Below are 26,249 nucleotides of genomic sequence, written 5' to 3' on the forward strand. Positions count from 1 at the left end.
AAGCATATGCTTTGTACTCTTATTTCGACCGCTATAGCGGATATACAATCAAGAAATCGGAGCTTTATTCCATTCTCATTATTTCCTGCGAATCCAAACGCTCATCTCACCCGCTTCACGGTTTCCCCAGCTATTATAAGGGATAGCGCGCAACTTTACAGGTCTAGTTACATTCTTTAAAGGACGATATAATTCACTTTCCCAATCGCCTTGTTCATCTAGCAGGGCGTCTCCTTCAATAATCATCATTCCACCCGTAATATACATTTGTTTATCTACGATATTATCCCATAATGTACGACAGGCTTGGAGTAAACCCTCATCTCCAGTCTCCGCTGCTACATCAGCCATCGCAGTGTACATATATACAGCACGAACTGCATGTCCATGCGCTTCCCTCTGTTCTCGAACAGGGGCATCACTCTGAGTGAACATCACGAATATGCTCGCCATACTTTGACCAGAACGGGTCTTCAATTCACATTAGGAGGGCAGTTCGAATCCATTCACCCATGGACCCACGCCAAACGAATCATAGATACATATGAGTTAGTTGATGAAGAAAAAGTACTGAGGGAAATCGCTGTAATTCCCTCTTCACCAGATTCACACTCCTCAACTCAGAGTGGTTTTATTTACATCCCGCACTTCTTTTCACCGCCAATTATTGACCGAGTCAACATTCAGTTCCGCCAGCTATTGCATGTAGCCAACTCACCTGAATATAATATCTATGCAGCTCATTACTTAGTGACATCACTAATGATCGAAGTTTCAAAACTGGCTTTGCAACATGTGAAGGGAATACAACGATTACCAGCTTCTAAGACAACTCTATCCATAAATGTGTCCGAACGGTTTACCCGTTCGGACACATGAAATCTATAATATACTTTACGGTTGAACTCCCCATACTAGAGTGCCACTTTGGTGCAGCGTTACTTTGTCCCAGTTCGTATAGTTTGTTAACGTACCATTAAATGAGTAATCATTAGAGAAGTCAAAGTTAGACCAATTGTCCTTTGCCACACGAATTTGAATATCACCACTTTGTCCACCAGCTGGAATACTTCCTGCCGAAGGGCCAAATGAAATCTCCAAATACGTATCCGCACCTGCTTTGTCTGGAGTGATTGTTTCAAAAGAACCACTTACATGACTTGTCCCTATCTGTGCCCAATCACACCAAAAGCTTAAGGCAGAACTTCCTTCATTCGTGAAGTAATATCGAAGCTTTAGATTGCTCAGGTTCACAGCTGTATCACCTGAGTTCACAATATTAAAGCTTGATTGTACTGTGTTACCAGTCGTGTTAGAGCTGTTTGTTTTATATTGTACAGTCAAATCTCTTTCAACTAAAACGCCTTCTGGTGTTGCAGCTACTTGATCGGAGTTCAAGCTTTCACCCTCCGAATTAACTGCACTTACTACATAATAATAAGTAATTCCATTCGTCAATCCTGAGTTCACATAATTCAGATCTGTTATACCCGTTGCAATATTCGTATACGGTCCACCATTTGTTGTTGCACTTTTTATGTTGTAACTGGTTGCTCCGGTAGATGTTGTCCAACTTAAGCCTACTTGAGTGTCTCCAGCTGTTGCAATCAATCCTATCGGTGATGTTGGAACTGTAGGATTAGTTGAACCTACTGTTGGTGTAGCATTCACTTCTGCAGAATTTGCACTTGACCCTGCACTATTCGTAGCACTTACTACATAGTAGTAGGTCGTCTCATTAACCACTCCACTATCCACATAATCTGTACTAGTGACATTGGTTACTATATCCGTATACGGCCCACTACTTGTCGTAGCACGTTTCACCGTATAGCTGTTCGCTCCCGTGACCGCGCTCCAACTCAAACTCACTTTAGCATTGTCTGAAGTCGCTATCAATCCAATCGGTGTAGCAGGAACTTGTGGTAACGTACCTCCACCACTACCTGGGATGACTGGGAAAGCATTGGTTACCAGTTGTACAAATTGATCATGAAACCAGTGACCCGACACAGGTGCATTAGGCAGGGCGCCTGTCAATGTCCCATTTGCATTGGTATACGTAGGATCACACATTCTATCAAAACCTTTGCCTTCATTATTCGGAATGACAGAGCTTGATCCATCGGATTCTCCCGGTGGTTTCACCCATACAAACGCATCAAGATGTGATGCTGAGTAACCTGAAGGAGCAACTGTTGGAGGTATACCCATACCCGCTCCACTTGCATTACACCAGTTACCACGATGTAAACGTTGGTCAATTCGTCCAGAATCCGCGTATGTCGTTGGTGTAGACCCACTAGCACTTGTTGGTCTTGTTGGTCCACCCCAACCGTTGCGAGATGTATCAATTAAGAAGCCCGTAGTTGTTGGCCAGCCTTTAGCAACAAAAGCAGAATACAACGCTGCGGTAAAGTCTACTTCATCAAAATTCGGATTCCATTCATAGTAATCGGCAGATCTTAGTGGTTGTCCACCTATACTCAACTCTGCGTTTGGCAAGTTTGGCTCTTCTGTTGGAGTTGTGTTGGCCGTATTCGTAATGAATCCGTCCACACTATTCAAACCTGCAATTGTTCCATTAACAACAGTCGTGAACAGATCGACAGAAGGTTGTAGATTAGTACTCCAACCTAACCAACCAGAGTGACCAATATCCATATAAGTATACACATTTGAAATCGCATGTAATTGATCAAGTGCATATTGCGTAGCATCACGATAAATATTCGTTGAATTAGCAGCTGCGCAAGCAGGAGTATTTAAATTCGTCACAAGATTCGGTAATGAATCCGGTTCAATAATGCTAACAATGCGAATTTCATCATATTTAGGTTTTGCAAATAAATCAGCAATGACGTCAATGTAATCTGTTTTGTAAGTTTGTAAACCTTCTTGAGTCAATGGAAGTTCACCATTTGATGCCAATGCGTGACAATCCCGACCAGGCAAATCGTAAATTACAAACATAGCTACGATTGGTGTATTTCCTTGTTTTTGAGTGAGTATATGATCCAAAGTTTGTTCTAAGCTTTTACGACCTCCGTTTTCCTCGCCACCGTAGATCGCCGCTATGCGATCTAACCAAATCGCTGTTGGGTATGTTTTTACAGTATTCATTTGGGCGATTAAGTTACTATCGTTCAGCTGAGCAATCGAAGTATCAATGAGGTCCGCATAATCAGGATTCACATATTGCGTTGCACCAACGAAGGGGTTATCCACATGTGTTTCAGCGGCGAAAGTGTTAGTGCCTCCTAATGGTATCCACGTAGTGATAAGAAATGTTAAGAGAACAAACAATTTAAAAGATTTCTTTCTAAATATATTTGTCATTTCTTCAGCTCCTTTAATTTTTTAAAATAACCCAACCAAATAAAGAAAACGCTTACATGAAGGTTCGTTATTCCCTGACACTCTTTATACACATACCAACTAAAATCATTTCAACGTTGTGTTATCATCACCTCCCTATGAATGAAGTACGCCTTTTCACCCCCCTTCAAGATTCTATTAATGCACAAAGATACAACGAAGTAACATATATACAAATTATAGTAAATACTGTCATTATATATACTAGCATGGTTTTATATTGATTTAAAGATAAACTTTAAAAAACAATAGCTTTGCTCCATATTTCAGATGATATTGTTGATTGAATGAAGTGGAGAATCATAGACCTTTCAATTCAAGTTCGTTCTTGCTGAGTTCTGATTAATAGAATTAGTATAGAAGTTCTAGAGGAGGCGTAAATGTATGGCAAGGTTTAGCGAAGAATTTAAATACTCCATTGGTAAAGGAATGCTAAATAGCTTATTTTTTTTAACATTCCTTTTCTGCGAGTGCTACCTGCTTAATACCCAATCTTATTTGATTCTCTGATAAATTGGAGTACCCTAATAAAAAAGTAGCCTTGTTGGGTTTGGCATTCATGAAATAGTCGGATGCCGGATATATTTTGGAACCATATTGAAGTGCCTTCCTAGCAATCACCTCTTCATTAGCTGTCGTTTCTAGTTCAATTAACAAGTGTAACCCTGCTTCGTCTCCAAAATACTTGACACGCTCCCCAAATTCTTGATCTAGTGAATTCACTAAACAAGTTCTGCGAAAAGCATATAGTTTCCCCATTTGACTCACGTGCTTGGCATATTGACCTGACTGTATAAAATCCGTTAGTGCTTCCTGCTCCAACGTAGGCGTCATACGATCCGTAATCCACTTAATAGCTAGAAATGGCTCTATTAAGGCAGGAGGCAAGATAGCGTAGCCAATACGTAAAGCAGGAAACAGAATTTTACTGAAGCTTCCAACATAAACGACCCGACCGCTTGAATCTAGTCCTGCCAGCGCAGATACCTTTTGGCCCACATATCTATACTCACTATCATAGTCATCTTCAATAATTAATGCCCCTGTCTTTCTCGCCCAATCTAAGAGTTCTATTCTCCGATTTAATGACATCGTTACGCCCGTTGGGAACTGATGTGATGGTGTAACATAGAGTAATTTAGGACTTATCACAGTCCTTTTACTATGCAAAGCAATACTCTGATCAATTTCATGAACACATATTCCTTCTTGGTCTACACGTACAGGAATCACTTCACCGCCTGAGAATCTAAATATTTCACGCAACACATTATGAGTTGGATCTTCTACGAGTACCTGTTCACCATCGTTTAGACATAGTCTGGCGAGTATATCTAATGCCTGTGTAGCTCCCGTTGTTATGACAATTTGCTCAGGTACGGCTGGAATAGAGCGGGTAGACCGCACCAATCGTGCGATCTCCTCCCTTAGCGAGAAGGACCCTTCCGCTGGCCCATAAGTAAGCATATCAGGCGTGGCTCTTCGACACGCTTCCGTCAAGGACCTTTGCCAACGGTCCATAGGAAATACATCCCAAGCAGGAACACCATGACGGAAATCATAGGAAACCGCTTGATTTCTGCTATTTACAATTCCAGATAAAGGCGAGTTTACTGCCGATATAAAATTGGGTATTTTCGTAGTCACACCATAATCTAAATTAAGTTCATTGCTCACAAGGTCTATGTCTACTTCTGCTACGCTTGCTGCAATGAATGTCCCGGCACCCTTCCTCATCTCTAGGTACCCTTCAGCTTGAAGCTGTTCATAAGCCTGAAGAATAACACTCCGAGAAACTTGAATCTGCTCAGCCAATAACCGTGTTGATGGGATTGGTTCGCCCGTCCGTAAGCAACCATTCGTTATCGATTGTAAGATTTGCTCGTAAATTTGTCTGGTTAAAGATGTATCTAGCGTTTTATCTATTCTGATCAGTAACTCGTGTGACAAGTGATATCCCCCCTTAACCATCCAGATCTTTCTTTACATTCATTCGATTAGCAAGGAGAACTTGTCCAAGTGTATTATTAATTTTTATGCGCTCCCGTGTGATTTAGATCTTCACCAAACATACCATCTACAGACACTTTAACAATACTCTCATACTAATAAGTCCTCACAATTTTTTAAAGAATCTTTACAGCAATAGCTACCATAACAGTGACAACAATCACCCCAAATAAAGGTACCTTTTTTAGTAATACGAGGAAAATCGCCACGATTCCCGCTGCAATTCCTACCATCGGTGTCTCTTCGTCAACTTGAAATATACCAGGAATGGTCAATGCACTAAGTACAGCCAATGGTAGATTCTCCAGAAATCCATTTCTTCTATTTTCAACCTCTGACCTCTTAATAAGCAGCAGGGGGGTGAATCGAAATAAGAACGTGATTACACCCATTCCCAAGATCACTAACAACGTCATATTACTTCACTCCTGATCTTATCCTCTTGAGTAGGTACCCATCTGCCTACGCTTGCTCCGATTAACATAGCTATAAGTACAGTAGCTGTTCCTAAGAATGGCTGTAACAACCACGAAGTGATAGCCGCAGAGATACAAATCGCCAGATTTCTCCTATTTCCGAGTATTTGGGGAATAATCAGTGCGATTAGCAAGGCATAGAGTGAAGTATTAAGTGCAGGCAGGATACCTGTAGGAATATAACCTGCAAGCATAATTCCTGCATACGTTGAGATTAATGTGACCGCGTATGGCGGGAACTCTAATCCCAGTAAATAGGGTATGGATTGATTCCCTACTTGCCCTCGGTTTTTTTCTGACATCATACTTATCGCATATACCTCTTCCGTTAATCCGAAGCTAATGATCCCTTTGAAGAACGAGTGGGAGTCACTACTTACCCTTTTTGAGAACGACATGCTGATAAAGAAGTATCTTAAATTGATAATCAAGGTGAGCAGAAGAATAATGGGTGCCGCAGTCCCGGCCGCTAACAGTTGGGCACCAATAAACTGACTTGCTCCGGCGTACACTAACGCTGATAACAGAAATACTTCTAAATTCCCCAACGATAGCGCTTTACCAACTAGCCCGAATGTGACACATGCTGGGATATATCCTATTACGATGGGACCGGAATCAATCAATCCTCTTTTCACTTGCCCCATTGTATTCGTCATGATCTATAAAGCCCCCCACTATGTAATTGAAATGTATGCTTAGGAGAATCCTTATGAATAAAGGACATTTCACAAGTTCCCGCTTCGGTAAACGGTTGTAACAATTCATTTAGAAGAAACGTAGTTGCCTCTACTAGTACTTTAGCTTCTTTATGAACGGCTTCAATTGTAAATAGCATTTGTGAAGATTCCGCGGTGGTCTTAATCGTATCGCTCTGTCTCCAATTCCAACGTCGGGAGTGAGCCCTCTCGACATTATCCGCATAGATGATCTCACCTGGTGCTGGATTCTCATATTCATCAACCTTACCGATGGGCAAATAACGTTCGTTCCCTTCCGCTCTTCGAATGACCAATTCTTGTACATCACAGATGTCACATGAAGCAATCGGAGTGCGACATTTCAGTGATATCGCATTACATAAATCCACTAGGGTATTAATCCTTGCCAATGACCCTTGTTCGATCACCCGCCGAATAAGAGATTCGGCAGCGCATGGGTACCTTGCGGGTTTCACTCCAAATTGACTATAAATCCTTCGCCAAGCAGCAATAGTAGGAAGTTCACTGATGTAATCTCTTCGAAGATCAGAATTCATTATTTCTTGTTCCATATGTGTAAGTAACGCATCCACCTCAGGATCTTTGTCCACGTTTATAGCTTTGGGAGTGGCAATCAATCCAACATATAAGTCTGGTGCTATGGAAAAAACATCCTTTGAAAATTCAACTTTCAACTCTCTACTGTTCCCACCATGATAACTACGCATTTGATTCATACAGGCGTCCTCCTTAACTCGACTATATGTCAAATTATACCTCAATTATATTATATTTATAAATAACCAATTTCAAAGTAATACACCATACCACTTTTTGTGACTATAATTAATAAGATCAATGAGAACGATATGGAGAGGAAGGATCAAATGAAATTTATGCCTTCGACAAAAAGTAGACACTGGTTCCTCTGGATGGTCACTTACGGATTCATCTTGTGGCTGCTACTAGGCCTGCATCGTTTCGCCTTTCTGGGACAACAACTAGATATTATCATTCTCCTGCGTTTTGCTCTGTCTTCCTTCATTATCTCCGGTATACTTAATGGATTCGGATGGCTTGGCGCGCGTCTTGTATGGCTCATTACCACTATCGGGATTATAATCGGTCTTGTACTTATGTTCCTGTACACTAATAGAGATATGTCGGGCTGGGAGGATCTCGCTGGCTTTCTGACTTTCGCGGTGTTTATGTTGGGCGGGTTTATTCTTGGTTTATTGATGGAAGGGATATATCTCCTAATGAGAAGAACCTGAAGGAGATTTCTCCCTCAGGTTCTTTGTCTCAAGCAATCAAGTTATTATTATTATTCATCTTCTACTTCATATACACATCGGAAGCGTTCTACACCTGGATGAATTTCGCCTAGACTATACACAACAAATCCAATATTTCGATAAAAGTCTACTGCTTCTTCATCCGTCTCCACGATAATTTGAGATGGATTTCTAGTCTTTATTAACTCAAAGAATATCCCTCGTCCATACCCCTTTAGTCGATTCTCGGGCAATACAGCCAAATGATGAACCGTAACAATTTTTGTATCATCCATCTCATAGCCGATTAGCCCTACCAATAACTTCTCGTCTTCAAACCCATAAAGCTGCAAAGACTCGGTCTCCTCATACTTCTGTATGGCAGCATCCAAAGACTTATCATCTGGAAAAACAGCATAGGAAAGCAGTTCTGCCACTTCCTGCTTATGAATATAAGATTTAACGTTTAGCAACATGTTGTATACCTCCAGCCCATTTGTTCTAGTTAATAGCTCATACGTTACTTTAATAGGTTTGATGAAGAATATCAACTTTCCTTCACAACGTGATTATGAACAAATCTCTGTAGGGATGAGAATACGTCGGTTGAAGGTTCCAATCCCACTTCTTTTAACGCGTGGATAACTCCCCCTACAACGGGTACAACCTGTGCATCACTGAAAATATAGTTTCTTCCAGTAGTATTAGTGATACTCAGTTGCTTCAATACAGCTTTTTTCATATATGTACTTAATAGAACACTCCCTATCAATGACACTCGGATATCCGCTGAAAGGAACGAAGATCCCACTAGAGAAACACCTATGACCACCGATTCTGCAGCACGATCACACACTTGACATGCTAACGGAACTCCACATTCTGCAGCTACAGTCACGTGAGGTGCAAGATGCCCAAAGATACGATTCCTAACCTTAGCGTCCTCATAGAACCCTGTAGCACCCATCTGTGCCAGCTGATGTACATCATCCAACTGAAAGAAATCCAACACTTCTCTCACGAAGGAGAGATCAGCCTGAACATATCTACCTGCAATGATTCGGTGAGCAGCATCGTATCCTAGAAACCTTGCAGCAGCAGGTGCATATTGTTCAAATTGATAATTACGTTGTTCTTTCCCCTGCTCATTCCGTCCATAGATGATAGAGCCCGTACCACAGATCGCGACAATCCCCGATTCTCCGAGAAAAGCTCCCACCTGTGCGGGAAACGCATCATTTACTGCATTTATAGTTCCCTTTATACCAGTAGCCGCAAGCTGCTGATTCGCCCACAAATAATCCTTCTCATCATCAAGACCAGCTAAGCCCGCTGTTAGAGATGCAACATCACCTGCTGTACGCCCGGCAACCTCAAGAGCTTCACGAATACCATCTTGAAGATGACGATCCGCATCTTGATGATGATAGGGATTAGACCCTCCTGTCTCGATATAAGAAAGGGCATGTCCACTCTGATCCACGACAAGAATACGTGTATGGCTTCCACCACCGTCAATTCCAACAATGACTTTTGTATTCAACGAATTCAGCTCCCTTATTATGTAGAAAATCTAATTATACTCCATGAGAAGGAACATGTAATCCTATTGGCATCTTGATTGTGGTCGATATACCTTCTCCTCATGTATAATGAATACTAATAACCAAATAGGGATGAATGATAAAAATGGCTTTTGGAATAAACCGTGAAGAATTATCGCAATGGAAAGCAGCCGTGAACAGAGGGGAAATTGCTTATCTTACTCATTACTGGATCGATCCTCGATTCCCTAAATTCAACACAGTGACCAAGGTAGGTTGTGCTGACGTGACACGTTTATCTGAATGGTGTATCGCTAACGGATTGCCACCTAAATATATTCATCATCGTACTATGTTTCCTCATTTCGATCTCCTCGGTCCTAAGCAGAGGGAAATATTAATCCAAGAGAAGTTGTGGGAACAGTTGGAACGTTTCAGGATGATGTAACGAATCAGACGTAACGACAGTGACACAACAAAGGCAGCATTAGACTTGATTACCAAGTTCAATGCTGCCTTTATCTATTCCAGGTTGTTCATGAGTATTCACCCATTACGGATCTTATTTCTGAATAATATGCTGGACACGTCCAACCTGTCCACTGGTTAAACGGACTTTAATTCCGTGAGGGTGCTTCGGAGAATTCGTCAGTATATCCTTGACGGTTCCTCGAGTTAACTTACCTGTTGGTTGATCTTGCTTCAGTACAATATCTACCTCAAGTCCTGCAGTTATTGTAGATCGTAGTTGACCATTCATTTCTGTTCACTTCCCAATTTATCATTTACTTTCTGCTGAAAGTCCTAATTTCTTCAAAAGTCCAATAGCTTGCTTCTTCTCTTCCTCATCTAAACCTTCTACAGAATTAACTATAATGTTCTTATGTTGAGGAAATACATCATCCATGAAGGCTCTTCCTTCTTCTGTTAGATCTGCAAATATAACGCGTCTATCATCTGGAGATGCAATTCTCACAAGTAGGTTCTTATTCTGTAGTTTATCCGCTACATAGGTAATGTTTCCGCTTGAAATAAGGACCTTCTCTCCTATCTTCTGTAACGGTTGAGGGCCCTTATGATATAACAATTCTAGCACACCAAATTCTGTAGGGTTCAATCCGTGACTTTGAATACTGCGAGTGGAATGAGCTATTACTGAATTATAGGCCCGCACTAGCACAATAAACAAATCGAGTGAAAGCTCATTGTTACTTTTGGTCTTATTAATCTCTACCACAAATTCTACCTCCAAATATATTATCTTAGTTTAAAGATAATATAAAGTGGAGCTATTGTCAATCTTAGTATGTCTTTTTCACTAGATCCGTGAGACTCTTGAATACATAGCCCTGCTTCCTAGCATCATCAACAATCCGTCCCATCGCTTCTGCATTATCTTTAGAAACCGAATGAAGTAATATGACAGCGCCGGGATGTAGTTGATTCATCACTTGAGTATAGGCGTATTCTGATCCTTTTTGGATTTGGATATCCCAATCTTTATATGCAGCAGACCAGAATACATTGGTATAACCTTCATTTCGGCTAGATTCCAACATAGCTTCATTAAAAATACCCCGAGGAGCACGGAGAAGAGTCATTTCCTTCTGGCTCGTTAAATTCGCTACAGCATCCTTCACCTTGGACAACTCATCCTTCAATTGAGCGCTAGAAATTTGAGTAACATCGGGATGACTCCATGAATGGTTCCCTATAAGATGACCCTCAGAGACCATTCTTTGGACCAACTCCGGCTGGCTTTTCACATAATGTCCCGTCACGAAAAAGATCGAGGGTACTTTCTTTTCGTTAAGAACATCTAAAATTTTCGCTGTATAGCCATTCTCATAACCATTATCAAAGGTCAAGTAAATCTCTTTTTGATTCGTATCCCCAAGAAAGATCGCTTCATGTTTTTGTAATATGGATTTGAACCCTTCTTCATTAATGGATGGAAGTTGTCCGTCTTTACTTTTCTTGAATCCAAAGTGATAGGGACGTTGATCCGTAGTACCTGCATCTGCTCTTGTCTGTGTATATCCGAAAGCCAATATCATGCATGCGATAAAAAGAAGAACTGGACGTTTCATTACAAATATTCCACCTCTGCACAAGATTTCAAGGTCATGAACCAAGTTAGAGGTAATATTCCACGTTCTCTCCTAAGATATGTAACGTTTGAATAATCGTCGTAATATGCCGTATCCTATCCATACTCCGATAACATTTAAGATCACATCATCAACATCAAAGCTTCCTACACGTACCAACATTTGGGATAGTTCTAGCAACATCACGACAGGTACAAAGATCAGCATTAATCTCCAGTAGGATCTCAGTCTTGTAATAATAATAGGAAGTATCAGTCCAAAAGGTACAAACACACCCATATTTCCGAATAAATTAATGATCCATGTCCGATTGGGTAAATGATTGATATTCCGAATATAAAGCCAAATCGTCTCAAATGGTACTATGTTATACCTAAGCGGTCCACCAGAATGTCTAACCCGTCCAAAACCAACAAACATCCAATACAAGAGACACACACTATAACAAAAAATCAGAATCGTTAATATGATATTTCGAGTTCTTCTTTTCAATCTACGCACCCTCATTTACGTTCCAATACTTCTATACTACCATCCCTATGGCCAATAATCGCCAGATCAGCTTGTCCGATAAATAATCCATTGTCCACGATACCTGGAACACCTAGTATTTCATTATGTAGTTTAAGAGGAGCTGCAATAGATCCAAAACTGCAATCCGCGATGTAATTTCCATTATCCGTAATGAACAAATGTTCATCATCCGTGCGCAACTGAGCACGGCAACCAAGCGCCTCTAAAGCTTTAAGTGTCCAATCTACTGCAAAAGGAATAACCTCAATCGGTAGAGGAAATTGTCCTAGTGTTTGTACCCTTTTACTCTCATCTGCAATAATAATAAGTTTTGCGCTATGATATGCCACAATCTTCTCTCTAAGAAGCGCACCCCCGCCACCTTTTATCAAGTCTAGATCTGTATTGATTTCATCTGCTCCATCAATCGTTACATCCAAACCATCCAATTTTGTAAAAGGTATGATCGGGATCCCAAGTTCAACGGCCAGCTTCTCTGAAGCTTTAGAGGTTGCGACAGTCTGGATAGATAGCCCTTCCTTCACTCGTTCTCCTAACTTCTGAATAGCCCAATAGGCTGTTGATCCCGTTCCCAATCCAACTTTCATACCGTCTTTGATATATTGTACAGCGTGTTCAGCGGCAATTCTCTTCATATTCATCCCAGTTCACACTCCTAAGAATAGTCCATATTCATGAATTTCGTTGATCTTATTGATCATTTCCATTCGGATGCTCTGTTAGCACCTGTTCTAATCGAGTTAAAGCTACCTTCTCATCCTCATTCATCGCTAATTCGAACATAGCCACACCCGACAATAAACTTCCTTTCCGCTTGGCGTGGCGAATATTATGAAGCATGACATTCTCAGCCTCATAAAGTTTCAGTTCACCACGTTTTCCAGTAACCCGGCAGAGATAGGCCTGAGATTCTCGTTCTTCAACGATATAGGAAGTCTGAAACAAAACAATAAGTGATAATGAGTCCTGATCTTCCCATTTGTCAGTCATATGAACTGTATATTGCAATGAGGATGGGCTTGGTCCTTGATCCTCATTCTTCTTCTCTGCAATGATCTGTGAATTCTTCCATGCTAATACACCGGATACAACCAGTAGTATGATACCAACTACTAATGCAATATATATCACGCCATACTCCCCCTTTTTCATTCATGATGTCTATACAGTTTAACACGAGAGTAGGCAATTAGAAGATTAATCCGCTTAATGCAAACAATATATTCATTATAAAATGTAGAATGATAACGGGGACTAGCCCTTTTGAACGGATGGCGATTCCTCCTAATAACATACCGAATATAGAGAATAAAGCACATACACTCCATGGGAACCCTATTGAATAATGATACATTCCAAAACCAATACTAACGATGATGAGTCCCCAGCCCTCACCTAACATATCAACGAATCGACTGAGAATGAGCCCGCGCCATAGTATTTCCTCTAGTACAGAATTAATCAGCGCAAATAGGATACTAGCCCACAGGAGAGTATTGATATTTGCCGGGCTAACATCAATGACGAAACTAAATGAAAGAATAACAATACATGAAGCAATCAGTAGAAATCTCCAAATCGGATCCTTCACTCCATGCCATATCAAAGGAAAATGAATACTTTCTGTAAAGCTCCCCTTGGCCATATAATCTGTCGTAGTCTTGTCCATCTTCTTAAAGAGAATGAACGGAACAACCCATCCAATGAGACTCAATCGAGAACATGCAATGATTAATTCCCTAGGAAATTCTAGAAAGATAAGATAATCAGTTATACAGGAATTCAAACTGACGGTTATCCAGTAACCCAGGGCATAGAGAGCACTTAAGAAAGAAACGGCACGAATACGACGAGTTACAGGTTTATACAGGTTAATCCCACATAGGATGATTATCCATCCAAAACTGATATAACCCGTTGTTAATTGAACCAAGATTACCGTTCCAACAAAAATAATAAACATAGCCATGAAAGAAATACTTGAATTATTCTTTCCATATGTAGACGTCAACATTAACCCCTAATTTCTCTTCGGTTGAAGGTTTATTCAAGTAAGGATGGTAAGTCTTCCCATCTTAAAATTAGGAAGCTCGATTGTCAAGGAAACTAATGATTGGAAAAACTGAAAAAGGGAACGGTTTCCAGCCATTTAAGCTGATATCCGTTCCCCAGTTATATTAAATTCTCTCTAACCCCCATATTTCAGAAGCATATTTACGAATTGTGCAATCACTTGAGAACTTCCCGGAATGAGCTATATTTATGATGGATTTCCGTTGCCACTTCTTCGGACTACGATAGGAACGATCAATCTGTTGGTGTGCTTCAATATAACTTGCGAAATCCTTAAGTACAAAATACTCATCATTAGTACTCATGATCGAATGAAATATGTCCTCGAATTCATATCCATTTAGACCGAAGTAACCTGGAGACACTAATTGATCCATTACTTCCCGTACACGCGCATCACTGTGATACACATTCTGCACTGTATAACCACCATGCTCATAGTATTCAAGTACTTGATCGGATTGTAAACCGAAGATAAACATATTAGCGTCCCCGACCATGTCATGCATCTCCACGTTAGCCCCATCCATCGTTCCAATTGTCAGTGCACCGTTCATCATAAATTTCATATTTCCTGTACCAGAAGCTTCCTTACTAGCCGTTGAAATCTGTTCGCTGACATCCGCAGCTGGAATAATTTTCTCTGCTAGCGATACAGAGTAGTTCTCCAAGAATATGACTTTCAACTTCTGATTCACTTTTCGGTCTCGATTGACTTGATTAGCTACTACATTAATAAGTTTAATAATTCTTTTAGCCAACCAATAGCTCGGTGCGGCTTTAGCTCCAAAAATAAACGTGCGCGGGATTCTGTCTATCGCCGGATTTTGTTTCAATTGATTATACAAATACATGATGTGCAAGATGTTCATCAACTGCCGCTTATAGCCATGCAGCCTCTTCACGTGAACATCGAAGATAGAGTATGGATCAACGACCATTCCCTGTTTGTCATGAATGAAAGATGCAAGTTTCAATTTATTATGCTGTTTAATGGCCCGAGTTCGATCTTGGAAGCCACTGTCCTCGCTGTATTTCAATATTCCGACCATCTCTTCTGGAGAATCCATCCACCGTGTGCCTATGGACTCATTAATTAGATTAGAAAGTGCTGGATTAGCATGCAGCAGCCAACGTCGATGTGTAATTCCATTCGTCTTATTATTGAAACGGTTTGGATACAGATCATAGAATAACTTCATTTCGCGTTTCATCAAAATATCAGTATGAAGTGCCGCCACACCATTCACGCTGTAACTACCTACAATAGCCAGGTTCGCCATTCTCAATTGCTCCCCATCAATAATCGACATCTGTGGCACGATTTCTGGTTGATCCGGGTATTGCTTCATCAGCATGCCACAGAACCTTGTATTGATCTCCTCAATAATCATGTAAATACGTGGGAGTAGTTCCTTCAGCATAGAAACAGGCCATTTCTCAAGTGCCTCGCTTAAAGTTGTATGATTCGTGTAAGAGACTGTTCTCGTAGTTAAGTCCCATGCTTCAGCCCAACCCAACCCTTTTACATCAATTAATATCCTCATCAATTCAGGAATGACAAGTGTAGGATGTGTATCATTAATATGGATAGCTACCTTTTCAGGCAAATGCTCAATAGATAATCCAAGCTTTTCAAATGTACGCAGAGCACTCTGTAGACCTGCTGAACATAGGAAATATTGTTGTTTGAGTCGGAGTAGCTTTCCTTCATATTGCGAATCATCAGGATATAGAAATTCAGAGATAGAATCAACGGAACAATCGCTCCATATCCGTAAAGTATTAACATGCTCCCCGCCATATCCTATGATTGGCATATCATAAGGTATGGCAGTGACCGCTTCATAATTATGGGTCTCAAATACTAATTCACCGTTCTCCACAGTTATTTCTACATTCCCCTTGAAGCGTACCTCCACTTTTTTATCCGGTCTACGTACTTCCCATTCATTCCCTTTCTGAAGCCAATAATCTGGTAATTCCACTTGATTTCCTTCAACAATTTTCTGTTCAAATAGACCATATTTATATCGTATACCACAGCCATGTCCCGCATACTGTAGTGTAGCTAAAGAGTCTAAGAAACAAGCTGCAAGTCGGCCTAATCCTCCGTTTCCTAAACCTGCATCTGACTCCTCTTCCTCAATTTCCTCAAGATCCCATCCTAACTCCTTAAGACCATCCCTTACAAGCTCAAGCACACCTAAATTAAGCAAATTATTACCAAGAAGCCTACCTATGAGAAACTCCATCGAGAAATAATACACCTGTTTTTCCTGATGGGATTGATAATTTCGATTTGTCTCTATCCAATTTCCCCTTGCATACTCATGGATCATACTACTCAGAACTTTATATACATCTTCTTTCTGGGCTTCCATCTTCGGTTTTCCCAATTTACTGACCAGATTCTCCTGAAAGAGTTGCTTAAACGCTTCTTTGTTGTTAAACATATTGGCATCCCTCCTGGGGGGTGATCTTTCAGATGCTGCTACTGTAACTACATGAGATCGCTTATAGGAATATTATATGTATACGTTTGATTGATCTCTTTCGTGATGAATATGTAATGTTCAAAGACTAAAAGTTAAGTCGAAGGATCATACACTTCTATACCTTCATTCTTTTTCGACTAGCAATTCCTTAAGATAAGTGCAAAAAGGACCGAATCGATGACGTATCATCGGAATCGGTCCTTCTCTTCGTACAGTATTTATCGTGCTTCTATGGAACATATTGTTGAACAATTCGAACTACAACACCATCTTCTATCGTCAAATGATAAGGGAATTGACTTAAATCCATGAACTCGTTATTCTCGAATACCGATTGAAACTTATTTAGAGATATAGGCTCATTCCAGATAATATCCATTCCTTCATAGGTACCGTCACGATCATAAATTTGCATCAGTACTTCGACGTTGTCTGATACTTTATACGTTGTCAGTTCTTCGTTGTCATTTAGGATGTAGTACCCATCTGGCGGACCATCTAGATCACCTGTATCTTGTTCACGTTCGAGGAATACTTTGCTTGCATCTTCACCTTCATACCATTGAATAGCATCTGCCTCGATTAACATCTGATCCTCTTTATGTTCAAGTAACGTGATATAAGCTGTAACTATATCCTGCTTCACCTGTATTGGTTGATTAGCAACTGCACTGGCAGATGTAATAAAGGGTAAAAGGATAACTGTCATAATCATCATAATTAGGGCGGATTTTTTTCTCATGAAAATTCTCCTTTGGCTGCATATTCATTACATAACATTCAAATTCTATACTATATGATTCCCCTGTGGAGTAAACTTCAAACACTAATAATTACCATGAACAACTCTTTCATAACTATAAACGATTCAAAATGGCAATACGTTGCAATATAGTTACATAATTATTTAAATATTGTACCTTCTTTAACTTAAGAATAACCCTCCGTAACAACGGAGGGCTTGTGCTTCCAATATACCATTAATTTATATTAGGGATTATCAACCCACGTGTGACAAGGCTAGACAATCAGTCATGTTTCAGCCGTTCGAAAATACTGAGCAAGTACCCCATGCTTTGGAGAACATAAGAAACTAATCATAAATACTAGACCTGTTGCAAAAGCCATTGAACCTGAGATCGAAGTATCAAGGAATACCGCTATATAATATCCACCAATCGCAGATAGAACACCAAATGCTCCACTCAGAACTAACATGATCGACAATCGATCTGTCCATAAATAGGCAGCTGCTGCGGGGGTAATCAGCATCGCCACAACCATAATGGCTCCCACAGCATCAAAAGCAGCGACAGTTGTAACGGATACTAGTGTCATAAACAGATAATGCATCAATGCTACTGGAATACCAATACTTGCTGCAAGCATCGGATCAAAGGACGTGATCTTCCATTCCTTATAGAAGGCGAGAATCGCAAAAAGTACGATAATTAATACGATAACAAGGATTAAGGTAGCCTCAGGTATGTTACCAAACCAAGGCAATGATACAACATTCCAAGGAACGAATGTAATTTCTCCCATGAGTGCATGCTTCACATCAAGATGTGCATTCCCTACCTGAGTTGCAATCATAATGACCCCAATGGCAAATAACGTAGTAAATACAACACCAATCGAGGCATCTTGCTGCACTCCACGTGCATTAAACCATTGAACTAGCACCGCTGTAAGAAGCCCAGCAATAATCCCGCCTACCATCATGTGCCAACCGCTCAGTTCACGTGTAATCAAATAAGCACTGACAATACCAATTAACACCGAATGACTGATCGCATCTGCCATCATAGCCATTCTTCGAAGGATAAGAAAGACACCCATCAATCCACAAGATAATCCAACGAGGGATGCCGTGAGTAGAATCCATGCGGCATACGACATATTATTCCCCTCCTTGCTTAAGTTTAAATTGTGAAGAGACATGCGCTTTTCTCTGTGTGCGAAGTTGCAACGCTTGAATCAATAGCCCCTTCTGGGCACCAAACACAAGTGAGATAACAAATAATGTAGAGGAAGTCACAATAATAAATGGTCCCGTAGGCCATCCCTTACCCAGCGTACTAATGATCGTTCCAGCCATTCCAGCGCCACCCCCAAATAGAGCAGATAAGATCAGCATCCATTTGAAGGATTGTGTCCAGTATCTTGCGCTGACTGCTGGTATAATAAGTAGTGCTGACATGAGAATAACGCCAACAACCTGAATTCCTGTAATAATGACAAGCACTAGCACCGTTAAGTAAATAGCGTTCATCAGTCGACCTGAAAGTCCGAGCCCTCTTGCGAAATCAGGATCGAATAGAAATATCTTCCATTCCTTGTATCCGATAAATAAGACCAATATGACCAGTACTGCCAGCAAGAGCATCGTGTACACATCTTTCCGAACCATAGAGGCCGCTTGCCCAAAAATAAAACTATCTAACCCACTTTGATTCCCTCCTGGCATTCGGTTTACCATCGTAAGAAGCATAATCCCAAGTCCGAAGAATACAGACAGAATGATACCCATCGCTGTATCCTCTTTAATTCGGGTTGAGGAACGGATCCATTGAATGAGGAAAGCTGCAATTATCGCACTGATCGCCGCACCTGCCATCATCACCGGTAAACTCTTCACACCGACCAGCGCAAAGCCGATAACAACGCCTGGAAGAGCGGCATGGGATAAGGCATCGCTCATCAGACTTTGACGTTTCCAATAGGCGAGACAACCCATCATGCCCGATGCCATACCCAGAATTAATGTACTAAAAATAACCCATTGTGCATTATGAGAAAGTATAATATTCATGTTGCTGCCTCCATCATCCAACGGAGTGTTCCTCCATAAGTTTGATAAACATTGTCCTTTGTAAAAACCTCCCTTGTTGTGCCATGAGCTATAACAGTACGGTTTAACAACAGCACATGATCGAAATAATCCTCGACTGTTTGCAAGTCATGATGTACGACCATCACTGTTTTCCCCTTCATTTTCAACTCATTAAGAATCGTCATGATCGCCTGTTCCGTAGCTGCATCTACCCCAGCCAATGGCTCATCCATGAAGTATAGATCGGCTTCCTGCACAAGGGCCCGAGCCAAGAATACACGTTGTTGCTGTCCACCAGAGAGCTGACTAATTTGACGCCCAGCATAATCAGCCATCCCCATTTTCTCAAGCGACTCCATCGCCTTTTCCCGATGCTCACGCTTCGGCCACTTCAGCCAGCCAACTCTTCCGTACAACCCCATTAACACAACATCAAGAGCATCCGTTGGAAAGTCCCAATCGACAGATCCACGCTGTGGCACATATCCCACTCTCGTTTTCATCTTGTTCAACGTCGAACCGAAGAAAGCAACATCTCCAGTAAGTCTAGGATGCAATTCTAACATCACTTTCAACAATGTAGATTTCCCTGCACCATTGGGACCTACAATACTCGTCAATGAGCCAGATTGCACATTAAATGACACATCATTCAACACTTTATTTTTCCGATATGAAGCCGTTAGATCATTTACATTTAATACGTTCATAGTCACTCACCTTTTCCTGTTAGAGCTTGATAGATAACATCTACATTATGTCCATACATCCCGATATAAGTTCCCTCCTCTGTTCCCTCTGCACCCATAGCATCCGAGAACAACTCACCGCCTAATTCCACCTTGATCCCAGCGCTTGAAGCGCCTTCGATTACCGCTGTAATAGAACTTTTATTAATGCTACTTTCCACAAAGACAGCAGGGATCTGATACTCCATGAGCAGATCAATCGTCGATTGAATGTCAGATATTCCGATTTCAGCCTCTGTGCTCAACCCTTGAAGACCCACTACCTTCATATCGTACATCCGTCCAAAATATCCGAACGCATCATGTGCCGTAACGAGTACCCGTTGTTCGACGGGAATCTGTAATAACTTACTTTTTGTTTCTTTCTTCAATTCATCTAATTGCGCGAAGTAGGCCATCTTATTCGACTCAAAATACGCTGCATCCTCCGGAGAGACCTTCTTCAGTTCTTCCGTTGCAGCTTGTAGCCCCTGCTTCCAAAGATCAATATCGAACCATATATGAGGGTCGATCGCTCCTGTGTCATCCATAAGTAACTCTTCCTCAGGAATGCCTTCCGTAATTCCTAAAACAGGCTTAGTCTTGTTTATTTGTTCGAAGATCTCTCCCATTTTCCCCTCAAGATGATGTCCACTGTAAAAAATAACATCTCCGTTCGCAAGCTTCTGAATATCACCTTGCGTAGCATTATACAGATGGGGGTCAACTCCTGGTCCCATTAAGCTCTCCACATATACACGATCTCCACCGATAATCGATATCGGTTCAGCAATCTGACCAATCGTGGTCACGACTTTAATTTTATTATCAGCTACTGAATTCTCAGCAGTAGAACTACATGATGATAATAAAAGTGACAATCCTAAACCCATCATTAAAACCAATTTCATCTTCCTCATTCTTTTTTGCATGCTTTCTCACTCCTCAATTTTCTAAGTATGTAATTTATATTTACGCCCATGGAATCTTCACCCTAGCTATGAATGTTGCATCAAGGCAAAACTTGTTGTCATATACAAAAGTAATTCTAAATTGAAACTTTGTCAAGAGTTTTCTTGTACAGCTAGTACTACATTGAACCACCGATAAAACAGGAATACTTTCTGATAATCAAAAAAAGACGCCTTTCGGCGTCCTTGGTGAAAGAGTTTATATAATATAGTGAAGAAGGTTACGTTTACGCTGCCAATGATCCACAGTTTCGTTGGCAGATATGAGCTACAACAGCGAGACTATCACCAATAATCACCTTCCCCCACCACCATTCACTATTAGGTGCAATAAGTACATCTAAATTCAACCTAATTCCTCTTAAGCTAACTTTAGTTGCATGGAGTACATCTAAATTACTGGAAAATCTACTTTTTAGCGTTATCGCCATTTTTAACTGTAGGTTGTACAACTAATTCTCTCTTTTCCTACTTTTCCTGCTAATTAAGTGTACTTTCTGCATCTACTCAAGCCTCAACTTCACTACCTCCATGCGTGAAGTATTGTTCGTCACCCTAACGTCGCCACTCTATACATATTCTACTGAATTACATCCGGAATTTAAGATCTTTCATGGAATATAGATGGAATTTGGTGAGTGTCGTATCGGCTATTCATGTGATTCACCTTATTGGCAAGGTGATATCTAATGCAGGAAAATACACCCTCTTTGGCACTCCATTTTCATCCAGCTCATATTGGCTCTTATCTTCTTTTTGCAGAATGTTTTTATATGTTTTTATAGTAATAGATTTAGGAATCGTTGCAAATGGTTCAAATCGGTAATCAGTTAAAGTAACATTACCACGGCTGGTTGGATACGATCCGTTACCATTAATTAATTGCAATTCATTACCTTTATCATCATAAATTTCATAGCCTAAAGATGGTTGTGAAGAGCGTTTTCTCATCGTTTCTGGAAACTCAGTAAGAATGGTTATATTCGTTGTAATCGGTGTGATTTCAACCTTCTCTAGTGTCACACTGATACTCTCATATTTTCGAGATACAGAAGGCACTAGCACCACAATGTCTTCTGTATTCTTCTCCACCGGAATAATGAAATTAAACGGCTCCGAAATGCCTGACACGGTCAGCGCTAATGTTAATTCAAATTGATCTGGAAAAGCCTTCCCTCCTTGATTACGTAAATCTGAAATATGTAAAAAGGTTGTATTATCACTTTTACCCGGATTCATAATGGGACCAAGGGAGTGACCGTAAGGGGCATAGGATTGGATGGACTCACCGTTAATGAACAAATTCACATTGCTAATGTTACCTTGCACACTATCCTCTAACAACTTTTCTTCAGAAGTCTCACGTTCGATTCCGAGGGAAATACGAACACCATCGAATATTACAACGGGTACCTTCAATGTTAAACCCTCATGGGTAACACTCCCATCAAGTGTAGTAACCAGACCTTTCTCGTCTGCTGTTCTCAAGCCAAGGTCACCTGCAAATCGAAAAATCGTATCCATCCCGGGAATTTTTTTTATGGATGCTGCCATAGTCGGCGAAACAAATCCAGTACCTAGAACAAGCGTAAACACGATCACTACTGATGCCACAGTGATCAATACACTGCGCCGTCCATTTCTCCGATGTGTGCGATAATTTCTCGTATCTCTTAGATTGCTACTTTCAACCCGCTTCATCGTCTTTTCAACCAAGTCAACTCTAATAGGAGTTTCTCGGATTAACTTTTGCACATGATCGACCTCATGATCCTCCAATTCTGAACGAGTGTTCATAGACTTCCCCTCCCTTATTCTTTTGTTTCATTAGTTTTTTGCGAAGCCGTTCATACTTTTTCCGAACAGTCGTCGGTTTCAAATCCATAATTGAAGCGATTTCGTCATAACTGTACTCTTCATGGGATCGTAACAAGAGAATTTGCCGTTCTTCAACATTTAGATATTCTAATAAATCATGAATAAGCTCCGTGTATTCAAGATCTTTCTCTTGCTCTTTGTTAGCCTTATACTTCAATAAATATTGATGATTTTTATTTCTTTTCTTAAGTAGATCTAAACAATGATTGTGGGCAATTTTGTAAAGCCAGGCTGATAATGAAACAGTATTGGAAAAGCAATTGATATGCTGTAATCCTTTTAAAAATATATCCTGAGCTGCATCTTCAGCCTCTTCTTCGCTCTTGAGAAGGTAATAACAATACAAAAATATCTGTCTTTGAAACCTTTTTATAATAAAGGCATAAGCTTGCTTGTCTCCGGTTTGTACCTTCTCCACCACCGACTTTATTTCTATGTCTAAACTCCCATCTGATTTAGGTGATTCATTCATGTGATTCCCTCCTTTCTGTCCATATAACTGAAAATGATGGCTCTTTGTGACAGGTTGTATTTATTTTATTAATATAAATGTTGTAAACATGGAAAAACCCCTATTACGGGGCTGATCAACCATATCCAATTCTCGACTTTCCATTTCCTTTATGAGATTGTCTCTTCCTGCTTGTTGGTTATTTCACCGAAGTTACCGAAAGAATCACATAACTTATCCATCATATATATTGTTGCAACCTCACCATATCTCTACACTGTAATCCATTCTCCATTATCGGCTCATCATAATGATGCGTGAAATAATCCTTTTCGATACTTACGATTCTGAAACCACATTTCTGATATAGATATAACTGTGCGATGCTAGAGTTACCCGTTCCAATCTCCATACATGTATACCCTAATTCCTTGGAAGTCTGTATAGCATGATGAATTAATTGTTGACCGATCCCTTTGCCTTGTGAACATCCCTCTACAGCTATATTCATAATTTCCATCGTGTGCGGTCTTGTCGGTAGTAAAACATAAGTTCCTACAATCTCCCCATCTACCTCCTTCACAAAACACTTACTTCTTGTGATATAAGCTTGTATCGCTCGCTCTTCTGGATCGGCCAATAATAATAACTCCATCGGATACTTATCCGGATTAGTTACTTCAACTATCGTCATGCTAATCTCTCCTCACTTCTTGACAGAAGAGATCCTTTAACTTCTCGACCGTGTTCACAATATATGTAGGCTCACACTCCAATAATTCCTCACGATTACCATAACCATATTCAACAGCAATCGAGGCAATACCATTATGATTAGCCCCAATAATATCGTATTTACGGTCTCCAATCATGATCATGCGTGATTTATCAAGGTCATTCTCATCAATAATCGACCGAATGATTTCACTTTTATCAGACCGAGTATTATCCAGATTACTTCCATATATTTGTTGAAAAAACGAGTCCATCCCGAAGTGTCGAATGATCTTCTCTGCGTATACCGTTGGTTTTGAGGTTGCTACAATTAGCGTCTTCTTCTGATTGATTAATGTTTGCAGCAACTCTGGAATACCAGCATAGACCGCATTCTCATACAGACCTTGTTCTGCGAAATACTCTCTATAATATCCAATAGCCTTTTGGCAATCCAATTCCGAGAATCCATAAAACTCAGCAAAAGAATGCGCTAAGGGCGGACCTATGAATGGTTCTAGACTATCCAAATCATTTTCCACAATGTCAAATCTGTTCAGAGCATATTGGACACCCTGCGTAATACCCATCTTAGGATCTGTGAGCGTGCCATCTAAATCGAATAGTATATATTGAAATTGCATCTTAACACCCCTTCTAATTAGAATCTTGATCCTTCTGTTATTCTCTAGATTTCCAATCCATAGTGAACATAAACTTCATCTTTCTCATAACCATTCAACTCATAAAGCCTTTGTGCGTTTACATTATTTGAAGCAGTAGATAATTCAATACCTTTAGCTTTCGTTTTACGTGCAAAATGTGCTGCTTCATCTAAAAGTGATTGAGCAACGCCTTGTCGTCTGTATTTCTCAATAACAAATAAGTCGTTAAGTATCCATATTTTTCTCATCGAGACAGAAGAGAATGAAGGATACATCTGTATAAACCCAATGGACTCATCGGAAATCGTATCTCTAACTAACATAATAACGGATTCATTATTTTCAAATTTAGCAGATATGAAGGTGCGCGCTTGGTTCGTGTCAGAATCTTGTCCATAAAAAATTCGGTATTGATCAAACAGTAACACAACCTCTTCCAAATCTTCCATCGTAGCCTGAATAATAACATGCATACTTTAACACTTCCTCTTCATTTATTCCAAACAAGTAAGTATATCTCAGACTTTTCCCCGTCTCATCATTTAATCTGAAGAGAACTTTCGTCGAAACCGCATCATCCGAGATTTAGATGATTTAATCGCTGGGAATGATTTAGAATCGTTAATTTCAAGTAATCAAAGATTAACTTTAGCCCAAATCCGAAATATTCGTAATACTGACATCTTACCAAGTGGATACCGTTTAATCTAGCCCAATATTTCACGTTCTAAAAAGGCTATTTCTCTGTCAGATCGGACAGGAAAACAGCCTTTTTGTGTCATTTAAACAAGAAACATCTTTATTCATTTAATGTCGCAGCTTCCTTCAAAAATGTCAGATCTCTCTCTTTAATAAATTTTCCTGCATAATTTCTAGGATGGTCATTCTCCAAAAGAGAAATCGCCTCCGCCAAATCCACCCATTTCAACACAAACCCTTTACTTCTCTCATCTTTCGTTAAAGAAGGTTCTACTAATTCACCTATCATTTCAGCGGCATAACAATTCGATATTTGGAGAAGTCGATGATCCTTCCTATACTCAATAATCATACCTATTTCACCGAGCACAGTAACTTCTACACCTGCCTCTTCCATCAATTCCCGATTCAAGGCGCTCATGTAATCCTCGCCTTTCTCAATTCCACCACCTGGAAGCTTGTGATACTTATCCTTTGATACATAAATGATAGCAATTTGCTTAGATGAATTTGAGACAATCGCCCTCGATGATTTTCTCACATTAAATGTAATGTCCTGCAAGTTCATCTCTTCTCGAGTAATAACAGTATCGTCTATCTCTCGGATTAATTTCATTCTATGTTCTCCTCCTTTTCGTAATGTTCCAATCGCCGCTTCAAAAAAACTTATCCCATCATATTATATGACTCACTCTTTTGAATTAGTCA

At 40.2% G+C, this 26,249-nt stretch carries 31 protein-coding genes and 1 pseudogene; 3 read left to right on the forward strand and 29 right to left on the reverse strand.

The window, feature by feature from the left end:
* Positions 1–78: 78 nt before the first annotated feature.
* Both AC1TO9_RS06595 and AC1TO9_RS06600 read right to left on the reverse strand, forming a co-directional pair.
* Positions 79–267, reverse strand: a complete 189-nt coding sequence (locus tag AC1TO9_RS06595) for a hypothetical protein (RefSeq protein ID WP_482058832.1) — start codon at positions 265–267, stop codon at positions 79–81.
* Positions 247–420: pseudogene (locus AC1TO9_RS06600) on the reverse strand (beta-L-arabinofuranosidase domain-containing protein); the annotation flags it as partial. The gene AC1TO9_RS06595 and the pseudogene AC1TO9_RS06600, both read right to left, overlap by 21 nt.
* A 36-nt stretch (positions 421–456) precedes the next feature.
* Here AC1TO9_RS06600 and AC1TO9_RS06605 point away from each other — a divergent pair.
* On the forward strand, positions 457–879 hold the full coding sequence (locus AC1TO9_RS06605) for a hypothetical protein (protein WP_482058674.1): 423 nt from the start codon (positions 457–459) through the stop codon (positions 877–879).
* A 15-nt stretch (positions 880–894) separates the two neighbouring features.
* Here the strand turns inward: AC1TO9_RS06605 and AC1TO9_RS06610 are convergent, their stop codons facing one another.
* From AC1TO9_RS06610 to AC1TO9_RS06630, 5 genes are all read right to left on the reverse strand, one after another.
* Positions 895–3,339 (reverse strand): glycoside hydrolase family 6 protein, encoded by a 2,445-nt coding sequence (locus AC1TO9_RS06610; protein ID WP_482058675.1) that lies wholly within the window; start codon positions 3,337–3,339, stop codon positions 895–897.
* Between the two features lie 489 nt (positions 3,340–3,828).
* Positions 3,829–5,328, reverse strand: coding sequence for a MocR-like pyridoxine biosynthesis transcription factor PdxR (gene pdxR / locus AC1TO9_RS06615; protein ID WP_482058676.1), 1,500 nt, complete (start codon positions 5,326–5,328; stop codon positions 3,829–3,831).
* Between the two features lie 176 nt (positions 5,329–5,504).
* Positions 5,505–5,804, reverse strand: coding sequence for an AzlD domain-containing protein (locus AC1TO9_RS06620; protein WP_482054060.1), 300 nt, complete (start codon positions 5,802–5,804; stop codon positions 5,505–5,507).
* Positions 5,801–6,523 carry an AzlC family ABC transporter permease gene (locus AC1TO9_RS06625; protein ID WP_482058677.1) on the reverse strand — a complete coding sequence of 241 codons (723 nt, stop codon included), beginning with the start codon at positions 6,521–6,523 and terminating at the stop codon, positions 5,801–5,803. Before AC1TO9_RS06625 ends, AC1TO9_RS06620 begins: the two co-directional genes overlap by 4 nt.
* Positions 6,520–7,302, reverse strand: coding sequence for a B3/B4 domain-containing protein (locus AC1TO9_RS06630; RefSeq protein ID WP_482058678.1), 783 nt, complete (start codon positions 7,300–7,302; stop codon positions 6,520–6,522). The genes AC1TO9_RS06625 and AC1TO9_RS06630 overlap by 4 nt, the downstream gene beginning before the upstream one ends.
* Positions 7,303–7,452: 150 nt before the next feature.
* Here AC1TO9_RS06630 and AC1TO9_RS06635 point away from each other — a divergent pair, with 150 nt between their 5' ends.
* Positions 7,453–7,839, forward strand: a complete 387-nt coding sequence (locus tag AC1TO9_RS06635) for a hypothetical protein (protein WP_482058679.1) — start codon at positions 7,453–7,455, stop codon at positions 7,837–7,839.
* Between the two features lie 50 nt (positions 7,840–7,889).
* On the opposite strand, the gene AC1TO9_RS06640 is transcribed toward AC1TO9_RS06635, so the two are convergent.
* Both AC1TO9_RS06640 and AC1TO9_RS06645 read right to left on the reverse strand, forming a co-directional pair.
* The gene (locus AC1TO9_RS06640; protein ID WP_482058680.1) at positions 7,890–8,315 is read right to left on the reverse strand and encodes a GNAT family N-acetyltransferase; all 426 of its coding nucleotides are present in this window, start codon (positions 8,313–8,315) and stop codon (positions 7,890–7,892) included.
* Between the two features lie 71 nt (positions 8,316–8,386).
* Complete coding sequence (locus tag AC1TO9_RS06645; RefSeq protein ID WP_482058681.1) at positions 8,387–9,382, reverse strand: N-acetylglucosamine kinase; 996 nt, start codon at positions 9,380–9,382, stop codon at positions 8,387–8,389.
* 146 nt (positions 9,383–9,528) lie between these two features.
* On the opposite strand from AC1TO9_RS06645, the gene AC1TO9_RS06650 reads away from it, so the two are divergent.
* Complete coding sequence (locus AC1TO9_RS06650; RefSeq protein WP_482054066.1) at positions 9,529–9,831, forward strand: hypothetical protein; 303 nt, start codon at positions 9,529–9,531, stop codon at positions 9,829–9,831.
* A 114-nt stretch (positions 9,832–9,945) separates the two neighbouring features.
* Here the strand turns inward: AC1TO9_RS06650 and AC1TO9_RS06655 are convergent, their stop codons facing one another.
* From AC1TO9_RS06655 to AC1TO9_RS06750, 20 genes are all read right to left on the reverse strand, one after another.
* On the reverse strand, positions 9,946–10,143 hold the full coding sequence (locus AC1TO9_RS06655) for a YwbE family protein (RefSeq protein ID WP_458631200.1): 198 nt from the start codon (positions 10,141–10,143) through the stop codon (positions 9,946–9,948).
* A 21-nt stretch (positions 10,144–10,164) separates the two neighbouring features.
* Positions 10,165–10,611 (reverse strand): MarR family winged helix-turn-helix transcriptional regulator, encoded by a 447-nt coding sequence (locus AC1TO9_RS06660; RefSeq protein WP_482058833.1) that lies wholly within the window; start codon positions 10,609–10,611, stop codon positions 10,165–10,167.
* 73 nt (positions 10,612–10,684) lie between these two features.
* Entirely contained in the window at positions 10,685–11,473 is a 789-nt protein-coding gene (gene pdaA / locus AC1TO9_RS06665) for a delta-lactam-biosynthetic de-N-acetylase (RefSeq protein WP_482054067.1), read from the reverse strand.
* A gap of 72 nt (positions 11,474–11,545) precedes the next feature.
* Positions 11,546–11,986, reverse strand: a complete 441-nt coding sequence (locus AC1TO9_RS06670; protein WP_482058682.1) for a VanZ family protein — start codon at positions 11,984–11,986, stop codon at positions 11,546–11,548.
* Positions 11,987–11,997: 11 nt separating this feature from the next.
* Positions 11,998–12,669: a ribose-5-phosphate isomerase RpiA gene (gene rpiA, locus AC1TO9_RS06675; protein ID WP_482054069.1), complete on the reverse strand. Its 672-nt coding sequence runs from the start codon at positions 12,667–12,669 to the stop codon at positions 11,998–12,000.
* Between the two features lie 49 nt (positions 12,670–12,718).
* Positions 12,719–13,159, reverse strand: a complete 441-nt coding sequence (locus AC1TO9_RS06680) for a hypothetical protein (protein WP_482058683.1) — start codon at positions 13,157–13,159, stop codon at positions 12,719–12,721.
* A gap of 58 nt (positions 13,160–13,217) precedes the next feature.
* The gene (locus AC1TO9_RS06685; RefSeq protein WP_482058684.1) at positions 13,218–14,042 is read right to left on the reverse strand and encodes a CPBP family intramembrane glutamic endopeptidase; all 825 of its coding nucleotides are present in this window, start codon (positions 14,040–14,042) and stop codon (positions 13,218–13,220) included.
* Positions 14,043–14,205: 163 nt separating this feature from the next.
* A complete protein-coding gene (locus AC1TO9_RS06690; RefSeq protein WP_482058685.1) occupies positions 14,206–16,557 on the reverse strand; it encodes a glycogen/starch/alpha-glucan phosphorylase in 2,352 nt (783 codons plus the stop codon).
* A 271-nt stretch (positions 16,558–16,828) separates the two neighbouring features.
* Positions 16,829–17,341, reverse strand: a complete 513-nt coding sequence (locus AC1TO9_RS06695; protein WP_482058686.1) for a hypothetical protein — start codon at positions 17,339–17,341, stop codon at positions 16,829–16,831.
* Between the two features lie 290 nt (positions 17,342–17,631).
* Positions 17,632–18,501 (reverse strand): metal ABC transporter permease, encoded by an 870-nt coding sequence (locus tag AC1TO9_RS06700; protein ID WP_482054074.1) that lies wholly within the window; start codon positions 18,499–18,501, stop codon positions 17,632–17,634.
* 1 nt (position 18,502) lies between these two features.
* On the reverse strand, positions 18,503–19,414 hold the full coding sequence (locus tag AC1TO9_RS06705) for a metal ABC transporter permease (RefSeq protein WP_482058687.1): 912 nt from the start codon (positions 19,412–19,414) through the stop codon (positions 18,503–18,505).
* A complete protein-coding gene (locus AC1TO9_RS06710; protein ID WP_482054076.1) occupies positions 19,411–20,145 on the reverse strand; it encodes a metal ABC transporter ATP-binding protein in 735 nt (244 codons plus the stop codon). Before AC1TO9_RS06710 ends, AC1TO9_RS06705 begins: the two co-directional genes overlap by 4 nt.
* A gap of 2 nt (positions 20,146–20,147) precedes the next feature.
* Complete coding sequence (locus AC1TO9_RS06715) at positions 20,148–21,095, reverse strand: metal ABC transporter solute-binding protein, Zn/Mn family (protein ID WP_482054077.1); 948 nt, start codon at positions 21,093–21,095, stop codon at positions 20,148–20,150.
* A gap of 266 nt (positions 21,096–21,361) precedes the next feature.
* A complete protein-coding gene (locus AC1TO9_RS06720; protein ID WP_482054078.1) occupies positions 21,362–21,565 on the reverse strand; it encodes a hypothetical protein in 204 nt (67 codons plus the stop codon).
* A gap of 232 nt (positions 21,566–21,797) precedes the next feature.
* Positions 21,798–22,931 carry a DUF4179 domain-containing protein gene (locus tag AC1TO9_RS06725; RefSeq protein WP_482058688.1) on the reverse strand — a complete coding sequence of 378 codons (1,134 nt, stop codon included), beginning with the start codon at positions 22,929–22,931 and terminating at the stop codon, positions 21,798–21,800.
* Positions 22,900–23,484 carry an RNA polymerase sigma factor gene (locus tag AC1TO9_RS06730; RefSeq protein ID WP_482058689.1) on the reverse strand — a complete coding sequence of 195 codons (585 nt, stop codon included), beginning with the start codon at positions 23,482–23,484 and terminating at the stop codon, positions 22,900–22,902. The genes AC1TO9_RS06725 and AC1TO9_RS06730 overlap by 32 nt, the downstream gene beginning before the upstream one ends.
* Before the next feature lie 220 nt (positions 23,485–23,704).
* Positions 23,705–24,157, reverse strand: a complete 453-nt coding sequence (locus AC1TO9_RS06735) for a GNAT family N-acetyltransferase (protein ID WP_482054080.1) — start codon at positions 24,155–24,157, stop codon at positions 23,705–23,707.
* Position 24,158: 1 nt separating this feature from the next.
* On the reverse strand, positions 24,159–24,821 hold the full coding sequence (locus AC1TO9_RS06740) for an HAD family hydrolase (RefSeq protein ID WP_482054081.1): 663 nt from the start codon (positions 24,819–24,821) through the stop codon (positions 24,159–24,161).
* Positions 24,822–24,865: 44 nt separating this feature from the next.
* A complete protein-coding gene (locus tag AC1TO9_RS06745; RefSeq protein ID WP_482054082.1) occupies positions 24,866–25,315 on the reverse strand; it encodes a GNAT family N-acetyltransferase in 450 nt (149 codons plus the stop codon).
* 326 nt (positions 25,316–25,641) lie between these two features.
* Entirely contained in the window at positions 25,642–26,157 is a 516-nt protein-coding gene (locus tag AC1TO9_RS06750) for an NUDIX domain-containing protein (RefSeq protein WP_482054083.1), read from the reverse strand.
* Between the last annotated feature and the right edge of the window lie 92 nt (positions 26,158–26,249).

The organism is Paenibacillus sp. Y916 (genome assembly GCF_056786435.1).

Excerpts from the sequence above, each read along its gene's own strand:
- AC1TO9_RS06630 (WP_482058678.1), bottom strand. The coding sequence starts at position 7,302 with ATGAATCAAATGCGTAGTTATCATGGTGGGAACAGTAGAGAGTTGAAA.
- AC1TO9_RS06690 (WP_482058685.1), bottom strand. The coding sequence starts at position 16,557 with ATGTTTAACAACAAAGAAGCGTTTAAGCAACTCTTTCAGGAGAATCTG.
- AC1TO9_RS06705 (WP_482058687.1), bottom strand. The coding sequence starts at position 19,414 with ATGAATATTATACTTTCTCATAATGCACAATGGGTTATTTTTAGTACA.
- AC1TO9_RS06695 (WP_482058686.1), bottom strand. The coding sequence starts at position 17,341 with ATGAGAAAAAAATCCGCCCTAATTATGATGATTATGACAGTTATCCTT.
- AC1TO9_RS06730 (WP_482058689.1), bottom strand. The coding sequence starts at position 23,484 with ATGAATGAATCACCTAAATCAGATGGGAGTTTAGACATAGAAATAAAG.
- AC1TO9_RS06745 (WP_482054082.1), bottom strand. The coding sequence starts at position 25,315 with ATGCATGTTATTATTCAGGCTACGATGGAAGATTTGGAAGAGGTTGTG.
- AC1TO9_RS06650 (WP_482054066.1), top strand. The coding sequence starts at position 9,529 with ATGGCTTTTGGAATAAACCGTGAAGAATTATCGCAATGGAAAGCAGCC.
- AC1TO9_RS06735 (WP_482054080.1), bottom strand. The coding sequence starts at position 24,157 with ATGACGATAGTTGAAGTAACTAATCCGGATAAGTATCCGATGGAGTTA.
- AC1TO9_RS06715 (WP_482054077.1), bottom strand. The coding sequence starts at position 21,095 with ATGCAAAAAAGAATGAGGAAGATGAAATTGGTTTTAATGATGGGTTTA.
- AC1TO9_RS06655 (WP_458631200.1), bottom strand. The coding sequence starts at position 10,143 with ATGAATGGTCAACTACGATCTACAATAACTGCAGGACTTGAGGTAGAT.
- AC1TO9_RS06725 (WP_482058688.1), bottom strand. The coding sequence starts at position 22,931 with ATGAACACTCGTTCAGAATTGGAGGATCATGAGGTCGATCATGTGCAA.
- pdaA (WP_482054067.1), bottom strand. The coding sequence starts at position 11,473 with ATGAAACGTCCAGTTCTTCTTTTTATCGCATGCATGATATTGGCTTTC.
- AC1TO9_RS06685 (WP_482058684.1), bottom strand. The coding sequence starts at position 14,042 with ATGTTGACGTCTACATATGGAAAGAATAATTCAAGTATTTCTTTCATG.
- AC1TO9_RS06610 (WP_482058675.1), bottom strand. The coding sequence starts at position 3,339 with ATGACAAATATATTTAGAAAGAAATCTTTTAAATTGTTTGTTCTCTTA.
- AC1TO9_RS06640 (WP_482058680.1), bottom strand. The coding sequence starts at position 8,315 with ATGTTGCTAAACGTTAAATCTTATATTCATAAGCAGGAAGTGGCAGAA.
- AC1TO9_RS06710 (WP_482054076.1), bottom strand. The coding sequence starts at position 20,145 with ATGAACGTATTAAATGTAAATGATCTAACGGCTTCATATCGGAAAAAT.
- AC1TO9_RS06740 (WP_482054081.1), bottom strand. The coding sequence starts at position 24,821 with ATGCAATTTCAATATATACTATTCGATTTAGATGGCACGCTCACAGAT.
- AC1TO9_RS06750 (WP_482054083.1), bottom strand. The coding sequence starts at position 26,157 with ATGAAATTAATCCGAGAGATAGACGATACTGTTATTACTCGAGAAGAG.
- AC1TO9_RS06700 (WP_482054074.1), bottom strand. The coding sequence starts at position 18,501 with ATGTCGTATGCCGCATGGATTCTACTCACGGCATCCCTCGTTGGATTA.
- AC1TO9_RS06620 (WP_482054060.1), bottom strand. The coding sequence starts at position 5,804 with ATGACGTTGTTAGTGATCTTGGGAATGGGTGTAATCACGTTCTTATTT.
- AC1TO9_RS06625 (WP_482058677.1), bottom strand. The coding sequence starts at position 6,523 with ATGACGAATACAATGGGGCAAGTGAAAAGAGGATTGATTGATTCCGGT.
- AC1TO9_RS06595 (WP_482058832.1), bottom strand. The coding sequence starts at position 267 with ATGTATATTACGGGTGGAATGATGATTATTGAAGGAGACGCCCTGCTA.
- AC1TO9_RS06635 (WP_482058679.1), top strand. The coding sequence starts at position 7,453 with ATGAAATTTATGCCTTCGACAAAAAGTAGACACTGGTTCCTCTGGATG.
- AC1TO9_RS06720 (WP_482054078.1), bottom strand. The coding sequence starts at position 21,565 with ATGGCGATAACGCTAAAAAGTAGATTTTCCAGTAATTTAGATGTACTC.
- rpiA (WP_482054069.1), bottom strand. The coding sequence starts at position 12,669 with ATGAATATGAAGAGAATTGCCGCTGAACACGCTGTACAATATATCAAA.